This window comes from Sphingobium sp. TB-6 (genome assembly GCF_012927365.1).
In the GTDB taxonomy this organism is placed as follows: domain Bacteria; phylum Pseudomonadota; class Alphaproteobacteria; order Sphingomonadales; family Sphingomonadaceae; genus Sphingobium.
This window is the reverse complement of the sequence record NZ_JABBGL010000013.1, coordinates 42,122-59,956: the sequence shown is the minus strand read 5'-3', so window position 1 is coordinate 59,956 and position 17,835 is coordinate 42,122. Positions and strand designations below refer to the sequence as shown.

Annotated in this window: 21 protein-coding genes; 17 read left to right on the top strand and 4 right to left on the bottom strand. The window is 63.4% G+C overall.

Annotation, left to right across the window (positions count from 1 at the left end; all coding sequences use genetic code 11):
* The first annotated feature begins 5 nt into the window (after nt 1–5).
* The 8 genes from coaE (at nt 6) to HHL26_RS16975 (ending at nt 4,846) form a co-directional block, all read left to right on the top strand.
* Nucleotides 6–599 carry a dephospho-CoA kinase gene (coaE, locus tag HHL26_RS17010; RefSeq protein WP_066552704.1) on the top strand — a complete coding sequence of 198 codons (594 nt, stop codon included), beginning with the start codon at nt 6–8 and terminating at the stop codon, nt 597–599.
* Nucleotides 600–644: 45 nt separating this feature from the next.
* Nucleotides 645–1,337, top strand: coding sequence for a DNA polymerase III subunit epsilon (gene dnaQ / locus HHL26_RS17005; protein ID WP_066552707.1), 693 nt, complete (start codon nt 645–647; stop codon nt 1,335–1,337).
* 96 nt (nt 1,338–1,433) lie between these two features.
* The gene (raiA, locus tag HHL26_RS17000; RefSeq protein WP_066552710.1) at nt 1,434–2,030 is read left to right on the top strand and encodes a ribosome-associated translation inhibitor RaiA; all 597 of its coding nucleotides are present in this window, start codon (nt 1,434–1,436) and stop codon (nt 2,028–2,030) included.
* A gap of 119 nt (nt 2,031–2,149) precedes the next feature.
* Nucleotides 2,150–2,617 (top strand): PTS sugar transporter subunit IIA, encoded by a 468-nt coding sequence (locus HHL26_RS16995; RefSeq protein ID WP_066552713.1) that lies wholly within the window; start codon nt 2,150–2,152, stop codon nt 2,615–2,617.
* Nucleotides 2,577–3,086: a PaaI family thioesterase gene (locus tag HHL26_RS16990; RefSeq protein ID WP_066552715.1), complete on the top strand. Its 510-nt coding sequence runs from the start codon at nt 2,577–2,579 to the stop codon at nt 3,084–3,086. The genes HHL26_RS16995 and HHL26_RS16990 overlap by 41 nt, the downstream gene beginning before the upstream one ends.
* Nucleotides 3,087–3,117: 31 nt before the next feature.
* The gene (locus HHL26_RS16985; protein WP_087575998.1) at nt 3,118–3,429 is read left to right on the top strand and encodes a DUF1491 family protein; all 312 of its coding nucleotides are present in this window, start codon (nt 3,118–3,120) and stop codon (nt 3,427–3,429) included.
* Nucleotides 3,430–3,602: 173 nt separating this feature from the next.
* Nucleotides 3,603–4,250 (top strand): cell wall hydrolase, encoded by a 648-nt coding sequence (locus tag HHL26_RS16980; protein ID WP_066552725.1) that lies wholly within the window; start codon nt 3,603–3,605, stop codon nt 4,248–4,250.
* Nucleotides 4,251–4,351: 101 nt separating this feature from the next.
* On the top strand, nt 4,352–4,846 hold the full coding sequence (locus tag HHL26_RS16975; RefSeq protein ID WP_066552727.1) for an MmcB family DNA repair protein: 495 nt from the start codon (nt 4,352–4,354) through the stop codon (nt 4,844–4,846).
* A gap of 152 nt (nt 4,847–4,998) precedes the next feature.
* On the opposite strand, the gene HHL26_RS16970 is transcribed toward HHL26_RS16975, so the two are convergent.
* Nucleotides 4,999–5,622 (bottom strand): ankyrin repeat domain-containing protein, encoded by a 624-nt coding sequence (locus tag HHL26_RS16970; protein ID WP_237229858.1) that lies wholly within the window; start codon nt 5,620–5,622, stop codon nt 4,999–5,001.
* Between the two features lie 47 nt (nt 5,623–5,669).
* Here HHL26_RS16970 and HHL26_RS16965 point away from each other — a divergent pair, with 47 nt between their 5' ends.
* Genes HHL26_RS16965 through HHL26_RS16950 form a run of 4 tightly spaced genes read left to right on the top strand, consistent with a single transcriptional unit; the run spans nt 5,670 to nt 7,714 of the window.
* Nucleotides 5,670–6,326, top strand: a complete 657-nt coding sequence (locus HHL26_RS16965; protein ID WP_197672735.1) for an SCO family protein — start codon at nt 5,670–5,672, stop codon at nt 6,324–6,326.
* Between the two features lie 3 nt (nt 6,327–6,329).
* Nucleotides 6,330–6,755 (top strand): YcgN family cysteine cluster protein, encoded by a 426-nt coding sequence (locus HHL26_RS16960; RefSeq protein ID WP_066552733.1) that lies wholly within the window; start codon nt 6,330–6,332, stop codon nt 6,753–6,755.
* Nucleotides 6,736–7,446 carry a SprT family zinc-dependent metalloprotease gene (locus tag HHL26_RS16955; protein ID WP_066552736.1) on the top strand — a complete coding sequence of 237 codons (711 nt, stop codon included), beginning with the start codon at nt 6,736–6,738 and terminating at the stop codon, nt 7,444–7,446. Before HHL26_RS16960 ends, HHL26_RS16955 begins: the two co-directional genes overlap by 20 nt.
* A gap of 7 nt (nt 7,447–7,453) precedes the next feature.
* Nucleotides 7,454–7,714, top strand: coding sequence for a hypothetical protein (locus HHL26_RS16950; RefSeq protein WP_066552739.1), 261 nt, complete (start codon nt 7,454–7,456; stop codon nt 7,712–7,714).
* On the opposite strand, the gene HHL26_RS16945 is transcribed toward HHL26_RS16950, so the two are convergent.
* Entirely contained in the window at nt 7,711–8,559 is an 849-nt protein-coding gene (locus HHL26_RS16945) for a rhodanese-related sulfurtransferase (protein WP_066552748.1), read from the bottom strand. The two genes, HHL26_RS16950 and HHL26_RS16945, sit on opposite strands and share 4 nt — an antisense overlap.
* A 53-nt stretch (nt 8,560–8,612) precedes the next feature.
* On the opposite strand from HHL26_RS16945, the gene pdeM reads away from it, so the two are divergent.
* Together pdeM and HHL26_RS16935 are read left to right on the top strand one after the other, a co-directional pair.
* Nucleotides 8,613–9,272 (top strand): ligase-associated DNA damage response endonuclease PdeM, encoded by a 660-nt coding sequence (pdeM, locus tag HHL26_RS16940; protein ID WP_066552751.1) that lies wholly within the window; start codon nt 8,613–8,615, stop codon nt 9,270–9,272.
* 190 nt (nt 9,273–9,462) lie between these two features.
* Nucleotides 9,463–12,219 carry a TonB-dependent receptor gene (locus HHL26_RS16935; RefSeq protein ID WP_066552754.1) on the top strand — a complete coding sequence of 919 codons (2,757 nt, stop codon included), beginning with the start codon at nt 9,463–9,465 and terminating at the stop codon, nt 12,217–12,219.
* On the opposite strand, the gene HHL26_RS16930 is transcribed toward HHL26_RS16935, so the two are convergent.
* On the bottom strand, nt 12,197–12,943 hold the full coding sequence (locus tag HHL26_RS16930) for a YggS family pyridoxal phosphate-dependent enzyme (protein ID WP_066552757.1): 747 nt from the start codon (nt 12,941–12,943) through the stop codon (nt 12,197–12,199). The genes HHL26_RS16935 and HHL26_RS16930 overlap by 23 nt on opposite strands.
* A 23-nt stretch (nt 12,944–12,966) precedes the next feature.
* Here HHL26_RS16930 and HHL26_RS16925 point away from each other — a divergent pair, with 23 nt between their 5' ends.
* A complete protein-coding gene (locus tag HHL26_RS16925; RefSeq protein ID WP_066552760.1) occupies nt 12,967–13,521 on the top strand; it encodes a thiamine phosphate synthase in 555 nt (184 codons plus the stop codon).
* Between the two features lie 188 nt (nt 13,522–13,709).
* Here the strand turns inward: HHL26_RS16925 and HHL26_RS16920 are convergent, their stop codons facing one another.
* Nucleotides 13,710–14,441, bottom strand: coding sequence for a hypothetical protein (locus tag HHL26_RS16920; RefSeq protein WP_066552762.1), 732 nt, complete (start codon nt 14,439–14,441; stop codon nt 13,710–13,712).
* Nucleotides 14,442–14,671: 230 nt separating this feature from the next.
* Between HHL26_RS16920 and HHL26_RS16915 the strand changes: the two genes are divergently transcribed.
* The gene (locus HHL26_RS16915) at nt 14,672–15,121 is read left to right on the top strand and encodes a DUF3576 domain-containing protein (RefSeq protein WP_066561195.1); all 450 of its coding nucleotides are present in this window, start codon (nt 14,672–14,674) and stop codon (nt 15,119–15,121) included.
* A gap of 80 nt (nt 15,122–15,201) precedes the next feature.
* A complete protein-coding gene (gene leuS / locus HHL26_RS16910; RefSeq protein ID WP_066552765.1) occupies nt 15,202–17,718 on the top strand; it encodes a leucine--tRNA ligase in 2,517 nt (838 codons plus the stop codon).
* Nucleotides 17,719–17,835: the final 117 nt, after the last annotated feature.

Below are 17,835 nucleotides of genomic sequence, written 5' to 3'. Positions count from 1 at the left end.
CGTCCATGAAGATCTACGGCCTCACCGGCTCCATCGGCATGGGCAAATCGGCCGTGGCCGCCATGTTGCGGCGCGAGGGCGTGCCTTTGTTCGATGCCGATGCCGAGGTGCACCGCTTGCAAGGGCCGGGCGGGGCGCTGCTGCCCGCGATAGAGGCGCGTTTTCCCGGCACGACGGGCTCCAAGGGCGTCGACCGGGCGAAACTGGGCGCGGCAGTCTTTGGCCATGCTCATGAGCTGAAGGCGTTGGAAGCGATCGTTCATCCTGCCGTGCAACAGAGCCGTAAGGCCTTTCTGCGTCGGCATCGGTCGCGAAAATTCGTCGTGCTGGATATTCCGCTGCTGTTCGAGACCCATGGCTATCGCAGGCTGGCAGGCGTCATCGTGGTCACTGCCCCCGCCTGGAAGCAGCGCAAGCGAGTCCTGGCCCGGCCCGGCATGACCGCTGCAAAATTCCGCCGGATTGTCCATCTGCAAACACCCGATGCTGAAAAGCGGCGGCGGGCTGACTATATCATTCACACAGGGACGACCTTCGCTGAGACACGTTTTCAGGTACGCCGCTTGGTCGCTTGCCTTGGTGCGAAGACAGGCCGATAAGAGGGGTCCGGTGAGATTGGCCGGCCAGAGTCGTTGAAGAGGGCGATGCGCGAGATTATTTTCGACACCGAAACGACTGGCTTCGACCCTGCCTCAGGCGATCGTCTGGTCGAAATCGGATGTATTGAGCTCTTCAATCGGGTGCCCACGGGCCGTACCTTCCATGCTTATTATAATCCGCAGCGGTCTATGCCCGCAGCGGCGGAGGCCGTGCACGGGCTGTCGGACGGTTTTCTGAGGGACAAGCCGGTGTTTTCGCACGGTGTCCAGGAATTGCTGGCCTTTCTGGAGGACAGCCATCTGGTCGCGCATAATGCGCGCTTCGACTTCGGCTTCCTCAATCATGAACTCAAGCTTTGCGGCCTGCCCGAAGTGTCGATGGAGCGGATGATCGACACCGTCGCCATCGCCCGCCAACTCCACCCCGGCGCCAAGCACAGCCTGGACGCGCTCTGCACCCGCTACGGTATCGACCGCAGCCATCGCATCAAGCATGGCGCCTTGCTCGACGCCGAATTGCTGGCCCAGCTTTACATCGAACTGACCGGCGGCCGTCAGATCGGCCTTGGTCTTGCACAGGAGGAAGAGAAACTCGTTGTAAATATGGAACTTGCGGCGAAAGTAGCGGTTCGCCCTGTACGCCCCGCGCGCGTCTTTGCGGCCAGCGCGGAGGAGCTGGAGAGGCATGCAGCGTTCGTCGCGACGCTGGACAAGCCGCTCTGGCTTGAGGAGGCCTGATTACAGCCGTCCCTCTTCCGGGATGCACTGCCTTCAAGCCTCCATGCCAACCGGATCGCCATCCCGGGCGGTTCGGCAAGAATAAGGAGAAGGCATATGGATATTCGTGTTTCCGGGCATCAGGTCGATACGGGTGACGCGCTCAAGGAGCATGTCTGGACCCGTCTGGAGGCCATGGCCGAGAAATATTTTTCCCGCGCGCTTTCCGCCCAGGTGACATTCCGGCCGGCTCCGCACGGCGCCTTCCATTGCGACATCGTCTGCCATGTCATGACCGGCCTGATCCTGAAAGGAGCGGGCGAGGCGCAGGAGGCACATCCGGCCTTCGAACAGGCCGCCGAGCGGATCGAAAAGCAGTTGCGCCGCTATCTGCGCCGCCTGAAGGACCGCAGCGCGCAGGCCGCCGCCGCCGAAGCCAGCCGGACCAACGGTTTTGGTCCCGATGGACTGGACGGGGCGGGCTATACGATTTTCGCTTCCTTGGCCGATGAAGAGGAACCGGCCGAAGCTCCACTGATCGTGGCGGAAACTCGCGTCGACATTCCCGAAGCCAGCGTGTCCGACGCAGTCATGATGCTGGACCTGCGCAATACGAACGCCCTGCTGTTCGTCAATGCCGGGACGGCCGCCTATAACATGGTCTATCGCCGGCATGACGGGACCATCGGCTGGGTGGAACCGCGCCTGGGCTGATATCGTTCCCTTGGCCGCCGGTTGACCTTGATCGGCTGGCGGCCTATGGGGCCGGACTTTAAAGATCCGGGCATTGCGTCATTTTTCCGAAGCTGGGCGCGGCTCGGCTGGGATTCGGCATGGTTCATTTCAACGATATCGTCGCACCGGATGCATTGGGCACAGGCCTTTCGGTGAATGGCAAGAAGCAGTTGTTTCAGAAGATCGCCGTGTTGGCGGCAGCGGCCTATGGCTTGAACGCCGATCTGGTGGCCGAGGCGCTGCTGGAGCGCGAAAAGCTCGGGTCCACCGGTTTTGGTGGCGGCGTCGCAATTCCCCATGCCAAGATTCCCGACCTGCAGAAGATGTGCGGCGTGGTCGTCCTGCTCGATCCGGCGGTGTCGTTCGACGCGGTGGACGAAGCGCCGGTGGACATCGTCTTCGCGCTGCTCTCGCCGGTCGATTCCGGGGCCGAGCATCTGAAGACCCTAGCCCGCGTTTCGCGCTATCTGCGCGATGAGGGGCAGGTCGCCCGCCTGCGCGGCGCCAAGTCGACCGCGGCGCTCCATGCCCTGCTCGCCGGTGGCGAGGCGCGTGACGCTGCCTGATTCCGGGCCTGGTACTGGCGTGTCGCCCAGCGGAGAGGCGGCGCATTTCCGGGCGTTGGAGAATCTCTATCGCTCCGCGCCGATCAACCGGTTGTTCCAGTCGGAACTGACGATCCCGGAAGAAGGCCGGTCGGTCATCCATTTCGATGTGGATGAGAGCCAGTTTCATGCAGCCGGCGCGATACATGGCACGGTCTATTTCAAGATGCTGGACGATGCGGCCTTTTACGCCGCGAACAGTCTGGTCAGCGACCGTTTTCTGCTGACGACCAGCTTCAACCTGTTGTTCACCCGACCGATCGGACCCGGCCGCATCCGCGCCGAAGGGCGGTGGATCAGCGGCAAGCGGCGCGTCTATGTTGCCGAAGCGAGCCTGATCGATACGGAGGGTGAGGAGGTTGGGCGCGGCACCGGCACCTTCATGCGGTCGCAATTCCCGCTGTCTTCGCTGCCGGGCTATGCCGCCTGATCGACCCACCGACGCCCGGCTGACCAGCGCGATGCTGGTCGGCGTTCTGGTGCGGCGCAGCGCAGCGGCGGGCGGCTTTGCCACGATATTGGTCAAGGGCGATGCGATCAGCGGCGTGATTCTGATTCAAGCGCTTGAAAAAGGGCGGGAACTAGGCTTGTTCGAGCGCGTTTCTGACTTTGCGGGCGGCTATAGCCTGACCCGATGTGGCCCGGACCCGGAAAAGGGCGCCGAGGCTATGGCGCAATATTTGGAGCGTCGCCTGAGGTCGGACCCCGATCTGTGGGTTGTGGAGCTTGATATCGCGGATGTGGAACGGTTCGCCGCTGAAACGATCTGTTGATCGTTGACTCATTTCCCGTGCGCGGGCACAGGCCTCCGACGCTTCAACGCGCAGGTTGCCGGTTTTCGTCCATGGGGGGCGGATGCGGTAAACACGCAGACGGGGGGCGGCCGGACGTCGGTGTTTTGGGGTTTTGACGTCCTCGGCCAAGAACCGCACGATTTTGAGCTGTAATGAGTTTTCGTCTAAGGGCTGCGATCGTCGCGGCATTTTCCCTGTCCGCCACTGCGGCGTTGACCACAGCCGACATGTCGAGCGCTTCCGAAGCGGCTCCGTCGGTTCTCTCCCTTCCGGGGAGCAATGAGCTCAATGCAGCTCCGGCCGGCGTGAAGCCCGCCGTCACTTTTGCCGCGCCGCGCGAAGTCGCGCAGTCGCTGGCTCCTCTTTCCGACAGCGACGATGTGAAGGCAGACAATCTCGCCGCCCTCGTGAACGCGCAAGGCGTGGCCGAGGATGTTGCAGGCGATATGAAGTGCCTGGCCGGCGCCGTTTATTTCGAATCCAAGGGCGAAAGCCTGGAAGGCCAGTTGGCCGTTGCCCGCGTCATCATCAACCGCGCCAAGTCCGGCCGCTTTGCCGACAGCCTGTGCGGCGTCGTCTACCAGCCGGGCCAGTTCAGCTTTGTGCGCGGCCGCGGCATGCCGTCGATCCGCATGGGCAGCGAAAGCTGGCGCGAAGCGGTCGCCATCGCCCAGATCGCGATGGACGATAGCTGGGACAGCAAGGCCGAGGGCGCGCTGTTTTTCCATGCCCGCCGCGTTTCGCCGGGCTGGGGCAAGCGCCAGCTCGCCGCGATCGACAATCATATCTTCTATCGCTGACACGCTTTCGCGCCGGGCGCGAAGGGGGTGAAGAGGGCCGGTTCGGGCGATGCCTGAATCGGTCCTTTCTTTTTGTTCCCGTCCTGTTCTAAAAGGGGTGCATGGAATCCGACTTTTCCGACAGTTGCTCGCCCCTGACTGACGGCACGGCGCTGGCCGTGGCGCGGGGCACGTTGCGCCTGTTCTTCCGGCACGATATGAGCGGCATATTGGAAGTACCGCTGCCCAATGGCCGTCGCGCCGATATCATGGCGCTGGATGGGGCGGGGCGGATCACCATCGTGGAGATCAAATGCAGTCGCGCCGACCTGTTGGGCGACATGAAATGGCCGGATTATTTCGACTATTGCGACCGCTATTTCTGGGCGGTGCCGTCGGGATTCGACCTGTCGTTGTTCGAGAGTGAGGCGCTGTGGCCCGGACGGACCGGACTGATCGTCGCGGATCAATATGATGCCGAACTGGTCCGCCCGGCGCCGATGGAACCGCTGGCGGCGGCGCGGCGCAAGGCGGAGACTCTGCGCTTCGCCCGGCGGGCAGCGCGACGGCTGACAGCGCTGGCCGACCCGGACCATGCGGCGGAACTGGGATGGTAGTATGACTTGGGCGGAGATGGATGGGAAGGCGGACATCATTTCCGTCATCCCAGCGAAAGCTGGGATCTCGTGAGGCCAGGTCGTGCACTATCGCCTGAGATCCCAGCTTTCGCTGGAATGACGATATTATCAACGTTCCCTATTAGCCAAAATCAGAATACCGGCCCCTGAACCGGCCCCTTGGGCGCAGCCGTCGTCTTCGCCGCGTTCAGCGCTTCCACCAGCCCCGGTGTGCGGCCATCGCGCTGCGCATAGTCCCGCGCCGACATGCCGGCGATCGTATCGCGCTTGTCGGGATTGGCCCCCTGCGCCACCAGCAACCGGACCAGCCCGAGATCGCGCAGTTGCACCGCCCGGATCAGCGGCGTTTCACCGCTGCCATTGGCCTTGTCCACCAGCGCATTATAGGTGAGCAGGCTGCGCGCGCCTTCCTCGAACCGGGCCTGCACCGCGTCCATCAGCGGCGTGTTGCCGTTGTTGTCGGTCAGGTTCGGGTTCGCACCCTTGGCGAGCAGGAAAGTCAGCCATGTATTGTCGCGCCGGGCGACGACCAGATGCAGCGCGGTGTCGCCCGTGGTCACGTCCCGGCTGTTGATGACGGTGGAGCCGGGCTTCTGGATCAGGTCGGTCACCTTCTGCCCATCGGCATCCTTGACCGCCTTCAGAAAGTTGTAATTGTCCGAAAACTGCGCCTGCGCCGCGACCGGCGACAGCAGCGCCAAGGCCAGAGCGGCGGCACGGCCAACGCCCATCCAAGCCGGAAAACGTCCTGTCATTTTGTCCATAGCCCCGTTGGGATTTGCAAATCGGGCCATAGCAGGGCATGGCTGGCGGCGCCATGAACAAAGCGCTGATTTCGCTCGCCCTGCCGCTGACCGCCCTGCTGGCAGCCTGTAATATGGGGACAGGAGGCAATGCATCAAGCGGTGAGGAGAGCGCCCAGGGCGATCTGCATGGGGCGAGCATCGGCGCGCCCTTCACCCTGACCGACCAGGATGGGAAAAAAGTCCGCTGGGAGGATTTCAAGGGCAAATACCGGCTGGTCTATTTCGGCTACACCTATTGCCCCGATGTCTGTCCCATCGACCTGCAACGGATCATGCAGGGCTTTGCCAAGTTCGAGAAGGACCAACCGGCCCTTGCCGCGAAGCTCCAGCCGATCTTCATCAGCGTCGATCCGGAACGGGATACGCCTCCGGTCCTCAAAACCTATGTCGCGGCCTTCCACCCCCGGCTGATCGGCCTGACCGGCACGCCGGACGAGATCGCCAAGGTGGCCAAGGATTTCGTTGTGCTCTACAATAAGGAAGAGGCGAAGGGCGCGAGCGGCTATCTGGTCAGCCACAGCCGGACGCCCTATCTTTTCGGGACCGATGGCGCGCCGGTCGCTTTGGTGCCGGTGGACGATCCGGGGACGCCGGACGCTGATGAGGGCGATCCCGGCAAGGTGATCGCCTTCCTCGAAAAATGGGTGAAGTGACGGTTGGACTTCTGGGAAAAGCCCCTCGACAAGCTGGACCGCGCCGAATGGGAAGCCCTGTGCGACGGTTGCGGCAAATGCTGCCTGCACAAGGCTGAGGATGAAGATACGGGGCGAATCTACCCCACCAATGTCGCTTGCCGGTTGCTCGACCGGCACAGCGGACAATGCACCAATTACAAGGAACGGCGCCGCTTCGTGCCCGATTGCGTGCGTCTGACGCCTGCGAAGGTGAAGACGATCGGCTGGCTGCCGCGCACCTGCGCCTATCGGCTGCGCGGCGAAGGCAAGCCGCTGCCGGAATGGCATTATCTGATCTGCGGCGATCGGGAAGCGGTGCATAAGGCGAAGGAGTCCGTGCGCGGCTGGACGATTGCCGAGGCCGATGCGGGCGATTGGGAAAACCATCTTGTCGACAGAGAGCTCTGACGCCGTCCTTGTCGTCGACGGTGTCGCCGTTCCGGTGCGGATACGCCGGTCGGCGCGGGCCAAGGCCTATCGGCTGTCGCTGGACCATGCGCGGGGGGAGTTGCGGCTCTCGCTGCCTACACGCGCCAATCTGAAGCAAGCTCTCGGCTGGGCGCAGGAGCATGAGGGCTGGGTCCGGTCGCAAATGGCGCGGCAACCGGCGCAAGTGACGCTTTGCGACGGCGCCGTCTTTCCGCTGGAGGGGCGGGAGGTGCGCATCTGTTGGGTCGAAGGCGCCCCCCGCACGATCCGGCTGGAGGGCGAACGGTTGCTGCTCGGCGGGGCGGCGGAATCGGTGGGGCCGCGCGTGCTGCGCTGGCTGAAGACGCGGGCGAAGACGGTGCTGGAAACCGAAAGCCATGCAATGGCGCGGGATAATGGACTGATCGTGGCGTCGGTCGGCATTGGCGATCCGCGCAGCCGCTGGGCGAGTTGCGCCTCCAGCGGTGCGATCCGCTATAGCTGGCGGCTGATCCTCTGCCCGCCCGAGGTGCGCCGGGCGACCGTGGCGCATGAACTGGCGCATCTGCTGCACATGGACCACAGCCCGGCCTTCCATGCGGCGCACAAGCGGATTTTGGGGGAAGATCCCCGACCGGCGCGGGCGTGGTTACGCGCCTATGGAACGGCGCTGCATCGCTTCATGGGCTGAAGGACGCATGGGCAGGAAGAAGCGCTATCTGACAGCCACGATGCCGGACGGCTATGTGAAGACCATCGGGCCGACGGCGGACGCCTTCACCCATTATTGGCGGATCGTCGCGATACTGGAAAATGGCAGGACGGAGGTGTTCTGGGGTCATGCGCGCTCGCTGGCCGAGGCGAAGAAGAAGCGGACGGCGGTGGAAGAAGGTGCCCGGATGCGCGGCTGGAAAAGCTATGCGTTCGAGATAGCGGAACTGGTCGAAACGCCCGCTTAACCCTGCTTTCTGTGCGGCCATGCGCCCGAAGAATCCGCCGGACAATCATGCGCGGCAGTGCGGTTATAGGGCAATCCGCAGTCGCGGCAGGTGACATAATCGCCCTGTTTCAGCCCATGGCCCACGGCCACCCGCTCGTCGAAGACATAGCAATCGCCCTGCCAGCGGCTGTCCGCTTCGGGTATTTCCTCCAGATAGCGCAAGATGCCGCCGCGCAGATGATAGACCTCGTCAAAGCCGCGGGCGCGGACCAGCGCGGTCGATTTCTCGCATCGGATGCCGCCGGTGCAGAACATGGCGATGCGGGGTTCACGGCCCTCTTCGCGCAGCTTTTCGGCAAAATCGTCGAACCAGGCGGGGAAATCGCGGAAGGAGCGTGTACCCGGATCGATCGCGCCTTCGAAGCTGCCGACCGCCACCTCATAGGCGTTGCGCGTGTCGATGATCACCGTGTCGGGATCAGCGATCAGCGCGTTCCAGTCCGCCGGATCGAGATAGGCGCCCGCCTGGTTCGCCGGATCGAGATCGCCCGCGCCCAAGGTGACGATCTCCGTCTTCACCTTCACCTTCATCCGGGCGAAGGGGGCTTCATCGCTATGGGCATATTTGACGTCGAGATCGGCGCAGCCGGGCAGGGCGCGGATATGCGCCACCAGCGCCTTAATCGCCGCCTCGCTCCCCGCGACCGTACCGTTAATCCCCTCGCCCGCCACGATCAGCGTGCCGCATGTCTCCAGATCCGCACAAAGCAGGCGCAAATCGCGGGCGATCGCGTCCGGATCGGGGAAGGATGCGAAGCGGTAAAGCGCGGCGATGGTGAAAACGGACTCCATGGCAGCGCCCATAGCCGCTTCGCCGCCCTCTTGAAAGCCGGAGGGCAAGGGCGCATAGCCGGCCTATGGTTCCCCTTTCGTTCGCGGGTCACGAATTTCTGGCATTGCCGGAAGCGGCGCTGTTCTGGCCGGCGCGCTCGGCTTTGCTGGTGGCCGATCTGCATTTCGAAAAGGCGAGTTGGTTTGCGCGCTTCGGACAGTTCCTGCCTCCGCATGACAGCCGGGCGACGCTGGATATGATCGAGATGCTGGTCGAACGGACGGGCGCGCGGGCTGTCTGGTCCCTGGGCGACAGTTTTCACGATGCCGATGGCGCGGCACGGCTCGATCAGGGGACGCGGGCGCGGTTGACGGCGCTGACGGACCGGCTCGACTGGGTCTGGATCACCGGCAATCACGATGTCGGCATGGCCGACACGCCGGGCGGAGAACCGCGCGTTGACATGCAGGTCGATGGCATCTGGCTGCGGCATGAGGCTGATCCTGCGGATCTCCAACCGGAAATATCGGGGCATTTTCACCCCAAATTCCGTCTTTCGGTGCGGGGACGACACGTGTCGCGGCGCTGCTTCGTGGGATCGCGCACCAAATTGATTCTGCCCGCATTGGGGGCGCTGACAGGGGGTCTCGATGCCGGTCATGGCGAAATCCGGCGCGTAATGGGCGAGGGCGCGACCGCATTGGTGCCGGTTGCGGGTCGGCTGCTGCGATTTCCCATAGCATAAAGGACGTAACGGAAACCGGAATTTAAGCTGTCGCCGTTAAGCAACAGTGGATGAGAATCCGGTTGCGACGAGCGGTCAAGAGCCTAGAAAATCACGGCTATTCTTGCCTTCGTCCTGCCGTGTCAGCATAGTTGGACGATAATATCGACGCGGCACCCAAGTCGCGCGGATGACGAGAGGGAGCATCATCATGAACAAGAGCCTTTGGCTGATTTCTGCCGGTGTCGTCGCATTGGGCAGCAGTGTTCCGGTCGCATGGGCGCAGGAAGGTGGCGCGGCGGTCGATCAGGACAGCGTCAACATCATCGTCACGGCCACGCGGCGCGCCAGCCCGCTGTCCGACGTGCCGATCGCCGTGTCCGCCGTCACAGCGCAGGCGATGCAGAATAGCGGCGCCACCGATATCCGCGCTCTCAACCAGTTGGCGCCCTCGCTGCTGCTGTCCTCCACGGGGACGGAGGCCAATGCGTCGGCGCGCATTCGCGGCATCGGCACGGTGGGCGACAATCCGGGGCTGGAAAGTTCGGTCGCGGTGTTCATCGACGGAGTTTATCGCTCGCGCACCGGCGCGGGCCTCAACGAACTGGGCGAGATCGAGCGGGTCGAGGTGCTGCGCGGGCCGCAGGGCACGTTGTTCGGGCGCAACGCTTCGGCGGGCCTGATCAACATCATCAGCAAGGCGCCGGAGTCCAAGCTCGCGGGCAAAGCTGAAGTCACCTACGGCAATTATGATTATTGGCGTCTGGCGGGCCGCATCACCGGACCGGTCACCGATCAGTTGGCGCTCAGCCTGGACGGCGTCTGGTCGAAGCGCGACGGCTTCTACGATCTGGTGAACGTCAGCGGCGGCAAGGTCGGGGAGACCAATGACCGCGACCGCTATTTCCTGCGCGGGCAGGCGTTGTTCGAACCCAATGACGCGCTCTCCATCCGCCTGATCGGGGATTATACCAACCGCGACGAAAGCTGCTGCGGCGCGGCCTATATCGAGACGCGCGAGCGGCTGCCGCTGGCGGGCGGGGGCTACCGCACCGCGTCGTCCAACCGCATAGCAACGCTTCTGGCGCGGCAGGGCAGCGTCTTCGCCGCCGATCCCTATGACCGCAACCTCACCATCACGCCCGGCCGCAATTATGTCAGCAAGCTCAAGGATTGGGGCGTCTCAGGTGAGATAAATTATGATCTGGGCGGCGCCAAGCTGACCAGCATCACCGCCTATCGCGACTATAAGAGCCAGGATTATGGCGATTACGACTATAGCGGGGCCGATCTGCTCTATCGTGATCCCAACACCTATCGCCAGTTCAGAACCTTCACCCAGGAGCTGCGGGCGCAGGGGTCGGCCTTCAATGATGTTCTGGACTGGCTGGTGGGCGGCTATTACGCGCATGAAAAGCTGACGTTAGAGGATAATATCCGTTTCGGCGCGGATTATGGCGCCTTTGCGACCTGTCGGCTTTTGCTCGGTGCCGGGGCAAATCCCAGTGGACTTGCTCCCTTCATCGATCCATCACAGCAGCGCTGCCTCACGCCGACCGGTCGGGCTGCGGCGACCGCTTCGTTCGGACCGCTGGCGCCGCTCGTCAATGGTGCGCTCGATCGGCTGTATGGCATCGGCAATGTGGGTGACGTCAGCTCCCGCTATTTTCAGACTAGCGAGAATTGGGCACTTTTCACCCACAACATTGTCCATCTGACCAAGCAGCTCGATCTGACGCTGGGGCTGCGCTACACGCATGAGACCAAGCGCTTTTCGGCTGATCTCAATAATGACAATGCCACCTGCGCAGCGCTTCAGACGCGCAATCCGGGACCATTCAATGATCTTTACGAATTGGCGACCGGGCAGATTCCCGGTGCGCCTGTCGGATCGAACGGGGCCACATTGGCGGGTGGAATCCTGACGCTGGGCTGCCTTGGCAACGGCTCGACGGGTCTCAACGCGCTCAACCTCAATGACAAGATCAGCGATGGCCAGTTTTCCGGCACCGCCGTCCTGTCATGGAAGCCGGTCAACGAACTGCTGGTCTATGGCAGCTATTCGAAGGGCTATAAGGCGGGCGGCTATAATCTCGATCGCTTCCAGCTCGGATCGACGGGTTTGAACCCGGTTCCGGCGGTGTTCGCGCCGCGCAGCGATGCCGACGTGACCAGTCTGCGCTTTGCGGCGGAGAAGGTGGACGCGTTCGAAATCGGCCTGAAATATACCCGGTCCAAATGGAGCGCGAATGTCGCTGTCTTCCGGCAGGAGTTCAAGAATTTCCAGTTGAACACCTTCAACGGCACCAGCTTCGTCGTCCAGAACATCAATGGTTGCGACAGCGCGCTGACGACGGCGCGGACCTGCGCCAGCGGGGATGTGGGACCGGGCCTGATCAGCCAGGGCGTGGAGCTGGAACTGTCGGCAACGCCGGTGCGCAACGTCCGTTTTGCCGGGGGCTTCACCTATGCGCGCGCCAAATTCGCCAACCGGCTGGTCGGCAGTGGCAATGGGGCGGTGCCGCTCGATCCGGCGCTGTTCCTGCTCCCGGGGTCGATCAACTCGCAAGCGCCGGAGCTGGTGACGACGGTCAGCGCCTCCTGGACGCCCAGCCTGGGCACTGGCGGGCTGTCGGCGCTCTTCTATGTCGACGGGCGGATGAGCAGCGACTTCAACACCGGGTCCGACCTGTTCCCGGAAAAGCGGCAGGATGGCTATGCGGTGTTCAACGCCCGCGTCGGCATCCGTGGGCCGCAGCAGCGTTGGGCGGTGGAATTCTGGGGCCAAAATATCTTCAACCAGGACTATACCCAGGTCGCTTTCAGCAGCCCGCTTCAGTCAAGCAGCCCCGATCAGTCCACCATCGGTCAGTTCGGGCGGCCGGGCAATGTGATGGCGAACCAGTTGATCTCGGCCTATCTGGGCGACCCCCGCACCTATGGGATCACCCTGCGCGGGAGTTTCTGATCATGCCCCTGCCGCTCCCCGGTATCGGGCGAGCGGCAGGGCGCTCGCCAAATAGCGCCGTGCCGACGCGAATATCGGTGGCGCCCAGCATGATCGCCGTTTCAAAATCCCCCGACATGCCCATGGAGAGCCGTTCCAGCCCTTCTTCCCGCACCATTTTCGCCAGCAGCGCGAAGAAGGGGGCAGGCTCGACATCGGCGGGTGGCACGCACATCAGGCCGAGCAGCGGAATATCGGCGTCTCGCGCCGAACGAATGAGCGCGGGAACATCGGCGATCGGACATCCGCCCTTTTGCGGTTCCGCGCCGATATTGACCTGAAGGAAGCAGGGCACGCGCTTGTCCGCCGCGTCCATCGCCTTGGCCAGCGTGGTCAGCAGCGATAGGCGGTCGAGCGAATGGATGACGTCGAACAGCGCAACCGCATCGCCTGCCTTGTTCGACTGAAGCTGGCCAACCAGATGCAGGATGAGATCGGGATGCTCTTCCCGCAGGACCGGCCATTTGCTTTCCGCTTCTTGCACGCGATTTTCACCGAAGACGCGCTGGCCTGCTTCTATCAGTGGGCGGATGGCGTCGGAGCCTTGCGTCTTGGACACGGCGATCAGGGTGATGTCGTCGGCGGTGCGGCCGGTGAGGCGGGCGGCGCGGCCTATGGCTTCGCGCACATGGGCCAATCGGTCTTGGGCCAGCCGGTTTGCGGCTTCGATGCTGTCGATCGTCATGGCGGCTGCTATAGGCTAGGGTCATGCAGCGCCGCCACCGCAAAAAACTGCCGACGATCTGGCTGATGACCGACGAACGGGTTGGGGAGGCGGCCTTGCTGGCCGCTGTCGCGCGACTGCCGATGGGGGAAGCGGGCGTCATATTTCGGCACTATCGCACGCCCAAGGCGGAGCGCCGGACCTTGTTCGACCGGGTGGCGCGGATTGCGCGATCGCGGCGGCTAGTGCTGATGCTGGGCGGAACGGCGCGCCAGGCGCGGGGCTGGGGTGCCGATGGCTGGCATGGGCGCGATCGGCTGGGCGGGGGAAGGGCGCTGCTTCATAGCATGCCGGCGCATGACGAGCCGGAAATGGTTGCGGCGTTGCGTGCTAGGGCCGATTTGGTCTTTCTCTCTACGCTTTTCCCGACGCGCTCGCATGTCGGTGCGCGGGCATTGGGGCGGGTGCGATTCGCGGCTCTGGCGCGGTTGGGCAATGGTCCGGTAATCGCCTTGGGTGGGGTGCGCGCGGCGCATTGGCCTATGCTGAGGGGAATCGGTGCGGCCGGCTGGGCGGCGATCGACGGCCTGTCGGTTTAGGGGTGATGATGACGGCTTTGGGTGGAGAGTGGACGGTCTGCGTCGCGCTGCTTTCCTTGAAGCGCATCGTGCTCCTGCCTTCGCAGGAACACATATCCGCTCAATGGCTTGCATTGGTCAAAAACAGGCAATATCTGACCCAGGCAAACCACCTAGCCAATATGCAGTCGCCCTTTAAAGGCCGCGTTTTAGAATTTGAAGATCGTGCCCAGATAGACGGCCTGCGCATCCTGGCGGTCGTCGGTCATCGGCGTCAGGCGGCCGGCGAAGCTGTTATTATAGCGCACGCCTGCCGTAACGTTCAGATTGCGCGTCAGCGAATAGGAACTCGCCAGATCGAGCGAATAATCCTTTTCCGCGCTGGGATTGCGGATCGTCGCGACCGGCTCGCGGCGGCTTTCGATCAGCACCTTCGTGCTGAAGCGATCCTTGCGACCCTGATCCAGCGAGAAATTCCTGGCGCCCGCGATCGGTTCGACCGAAACCGGGTCCAGTTCCTTGCGGCCCACCGCTTCGGGCAGGGCGAACTTGCGCCAATTATGCGCGCTGTTCAGGCTGAACGCGACGGGCGCGATATTCACCGGATCGAGCGTCCGGCTGACGGCGACCCGGTCATTCAGGTCGGCGGCGCGCACCATGACCGTGACCGAACGCTGGCCGCTCAGCGAACCGCTGGTGGGCGTGAAACGGAAATTCTGGCGACTCGCGGACGCGGCGATCTTCGCATAGGCTGCGGCCAGGCGGCTATCCTTGGTCGTCGGGGTGAAGGAGGAAATGCTGCCCAGCGCGCCCAACGATACCGGCGTCTCGGCACGCATGCGGACGAGATCGGTCGCCGCGCCGATGGCAGGAGACAGCATGAAGCCGGCCACGGCGATTGCCGAGCCTGCCAATGCGATATGTCCCCTTTTCAGGCGCATGTTACGAATCTCTTCCCCACCGACTACTTTTCTGCCTTCTCTCATATACGCAAGGCTCTGGAATTGGTAGAGCGCTACCGGTTTTTTGTCCGAGCTGTTGCACGGAACACACAGGACTCCTGCCGGCCGCGCGATGGGCTGTTGCCATGCGGTGCCCCGGTCCCCCTTGCCCATTGGCGCGGCTTCTCTATAGAAGCGGGGCGTTTTTCTTGTTTGATGGGACAGTAATGATGGTCCGCCGCCTTTCTTCGCGCCTTTCCGCCGGTCTGCTGCTGGCCGCACTTCTGCCGCTCGCCGCCTGCGGAGGCGGGGCCAAGGACCGCCCCAAGGCCGACCTTGCCGCGTCGAAGGTGACGACCATCGGCGTCAACGCCTATCTGTGGCGGGCGACGCTGGACACGTTGTCCTTCATGCCGATGGTGCAGACGGATTCCAACGGGGGCGTCATCGTCACCGACTGGTACGCCAATCCGAACAGCCCCAATGAGCGGATGAAGCTGACCGTCTCGATCCTTGATCAGGATCTGCGCGCCGATGCGCTGCGCGTCGCCGCCAGCCGTCAGATCAGCCAGAATGGGCAGTGGGTCGACGCCCCGGTGCAGGCCGCGACCGTTCAGAAGTTGGAAGAGATCATCCTGACCAAGGCCCGCGACCTGCGTCGCATGGCGATCGCAGGCTAAAGCCCTTTATCCGTCTATTATTTCAACAACGGGGCTGGGCTTGCAAAAGCTCGGCCCGAACGCATTTTGAGGACTAACCCATGCAAAGGCGCTTCAACCCGCTTGAGGCCGATGCCCGCTGGCAGGCCGTCTGGGATGAGAAGCAGACGTTCAAGGCGTCGGACAGCAGCGACAAGCCGCGCAGCTACGTGCTGGAGATGTTCCCCTATCCCTCCGGGCGCATCCATATCGGCCATGTGCGCAATTATTCGATGGGCGACGTGCTGGCGCGCTTCCGCCGGATGACCGGGCATGAGGTGTTGCACCCGATGGGCTGGGACGCCTTCGGCATGCCCGCCGAAAATGCCGCGATGGAAAAGAAGGTGCATCCGGGTAGCTGGACGCGCGAGAACATCGCGACGATGCGGGCGCAGCTCAAGAAGCTCGGTTTCGCGCTCGACTGGAGCCGCGAGCTCGCTACCTGCGAGCCGGATTATTACGGCCATGAACAGGCGCTGTTCCTCGACATGCTGCAAGCGGGCCTGGTCTATCGCAAGGAATCGGCGGTCAACTGGGATCCGGTCGACATGACCGTGCTGGCGAACGAGCAGGTGATCGACGGCAAGGGCTGGCGCTCCGGCGCGCTGGTCGAGAAGCGCAAGCTCTCCCAATGGTTCCTCAAGATCACCCAGTTCGCGGACGATCTGCTGAGCGGGCTCAAGACGCTCGACCAGTGGCCCGAAAAGGTGCGGTTGATGCAGGAAAACTGGATCGGCAAGTCGGTCGGCCTGCAATTCCGCTTCAAGCTGGACGCGCCGGTGGGCGAGATCAGCGATCTGGAGGTCTTCTCCACTCGTCCCGACACGATTTTCGGGGCCAGCTTCGCGGCGATCGCGGCGGATCATCCGATCGCGCTGGCGCTGGCCGAAAAGGATGGGGCGCTCGCGGCCTTTGCCGAGGAATGCCGCCAGACCGGCACCGCCGCAGCCGAGATCGAGACGCAGGAAAAGAAGGGCTATGATACCGGCCTGTCGGTGATCCATCCCTTCACGGACCGCAAGCTGCCGCTGTTCGTGGCGAATTTCGTGCTGATGGATTATGGCACCGGTGCCGTCATGGCGGTTCCGGGCCATGATCAGCGCGACCTCGACTTCGCGCGCAAATATATGCTGCCGGTCGAGCGCGTCGTCGCCGCGCAGGGCGATGAGCAAAAGGGGATCGGGGACGAGGCCTATGTCGGCCCCGGCAAGCTGGTGAATTCCGACTTCCTCGACGGCCTCAGCGTCGATGATGCCAAGGGCGAGGTGATCCGCCGCGCCGAACAGGGCGGCTGGGGCACCGGCACCACCGTGTTCCGCCTGCGCGACTGGGGCGTTTCGCGCCAGCGCTATTGGGGCACGCCGATCCCGGTCATCCATTGCGAGGATTGCGGGGTCGTGGGCGTGCCCAAGGATCAGCTTCCCTTGGTGCTGCCGGAGGATGTCAGCTTCGACATTCCCGGCAATCCGCTGGACCGGCATCCGAGCTGGAAGCATGTCGATTGCCCGAAATGCGGCAAGGCGGCGCGGCGCGAAACCGACACGCTGGACACTTTCGCGGATTCGAGCTGGTATTTCATCCGTTTCGCCAGCCAGCCCAAGGACAAGCCTTTCGACCGCGAGACGGTCGAGAAATGGCTGCCCGTCGGCCAATATATCGGCGGCGTGGAACATGCGATCCTGCACCTGCTTTATGCGCGCTTCTGGACCCGCGCACTCCAGCATATGGGGCAGATCGGCTTTGCCGAGCCGTTCACTGGCCTCTTCACCCAGGGCATGGTGACGCACGAAACCTATAAATCGCCCGAAGGCGCCTGGCTCGCCCCGCAGGATGTGGAACGGCAGGGCGACAAGGTGGTGATGCTCGACGGTGGCGCGCCGGTCACGATCGGCCGCGTCGAGAAAATGTCCAAGTCCAAGAAGAATGTCGTCGATCCCGATGACATCATCGCCCAATATGGCGCGGACGCGGTGCGCTGGTTCATGCTGTCCGACAGCCCGCCGGAGCGCGACCTGCCCTGGACCGAGGCGGGGATCGAAGGCTCGTGGCGCTTCGTCAATCGCCTGTGGAGGCTGTTCGGGGAAGCCGACAAGGCCGCAGAGGGCCAGGACAAGGCTCTCGACCGCAAGCTGCACCAGACCATCGACGGCGTGGCCAAGGACATCGAAGCTTTGTCTTTCAACAAGGCGGTGGCGAAGATCTACGAACTCACCAATGCGGTCGAAAAGGCCAAGCCTTCCGCCAGCCGCAGCGCGGCGATCCGGGCGCTGGCGCTGCTGGTCGCGCCGATGATCCCGCATCTGGCCGAAGAGGCTTGGGCGGACATGGGCGAACAGGGTCTGATTGCGGAAGCCGCCTGGCCGCCGGTCGATCCGGCGCTGCTGGTCGAGGATGAAGTCACCATCGCCTGCCAGGTCATGGGCAAGCTGCGCGACACCATCACCGTTCCCAAGGGCACGCCGAAGGATGAGCTGGAAAAGCTGGCTCTCGCCGCGCCCAATGTGGTGCGGACGCTGGATGGTGCCACGCCGAAGAAGGTGATCGTGGTGCCGGACCGTCTGGTGAATCTGGTGGTTTGAAAACGCCGTTCGGGCTGAGCCCTTCGTCTGCCTGCCAAGGCAGGCGCTCAGGATAAACTTGCCTTCGGCAAGTCGAAGCCTTGCCCTTCGACAAGCTCAGGGCGAACGGATATAGGA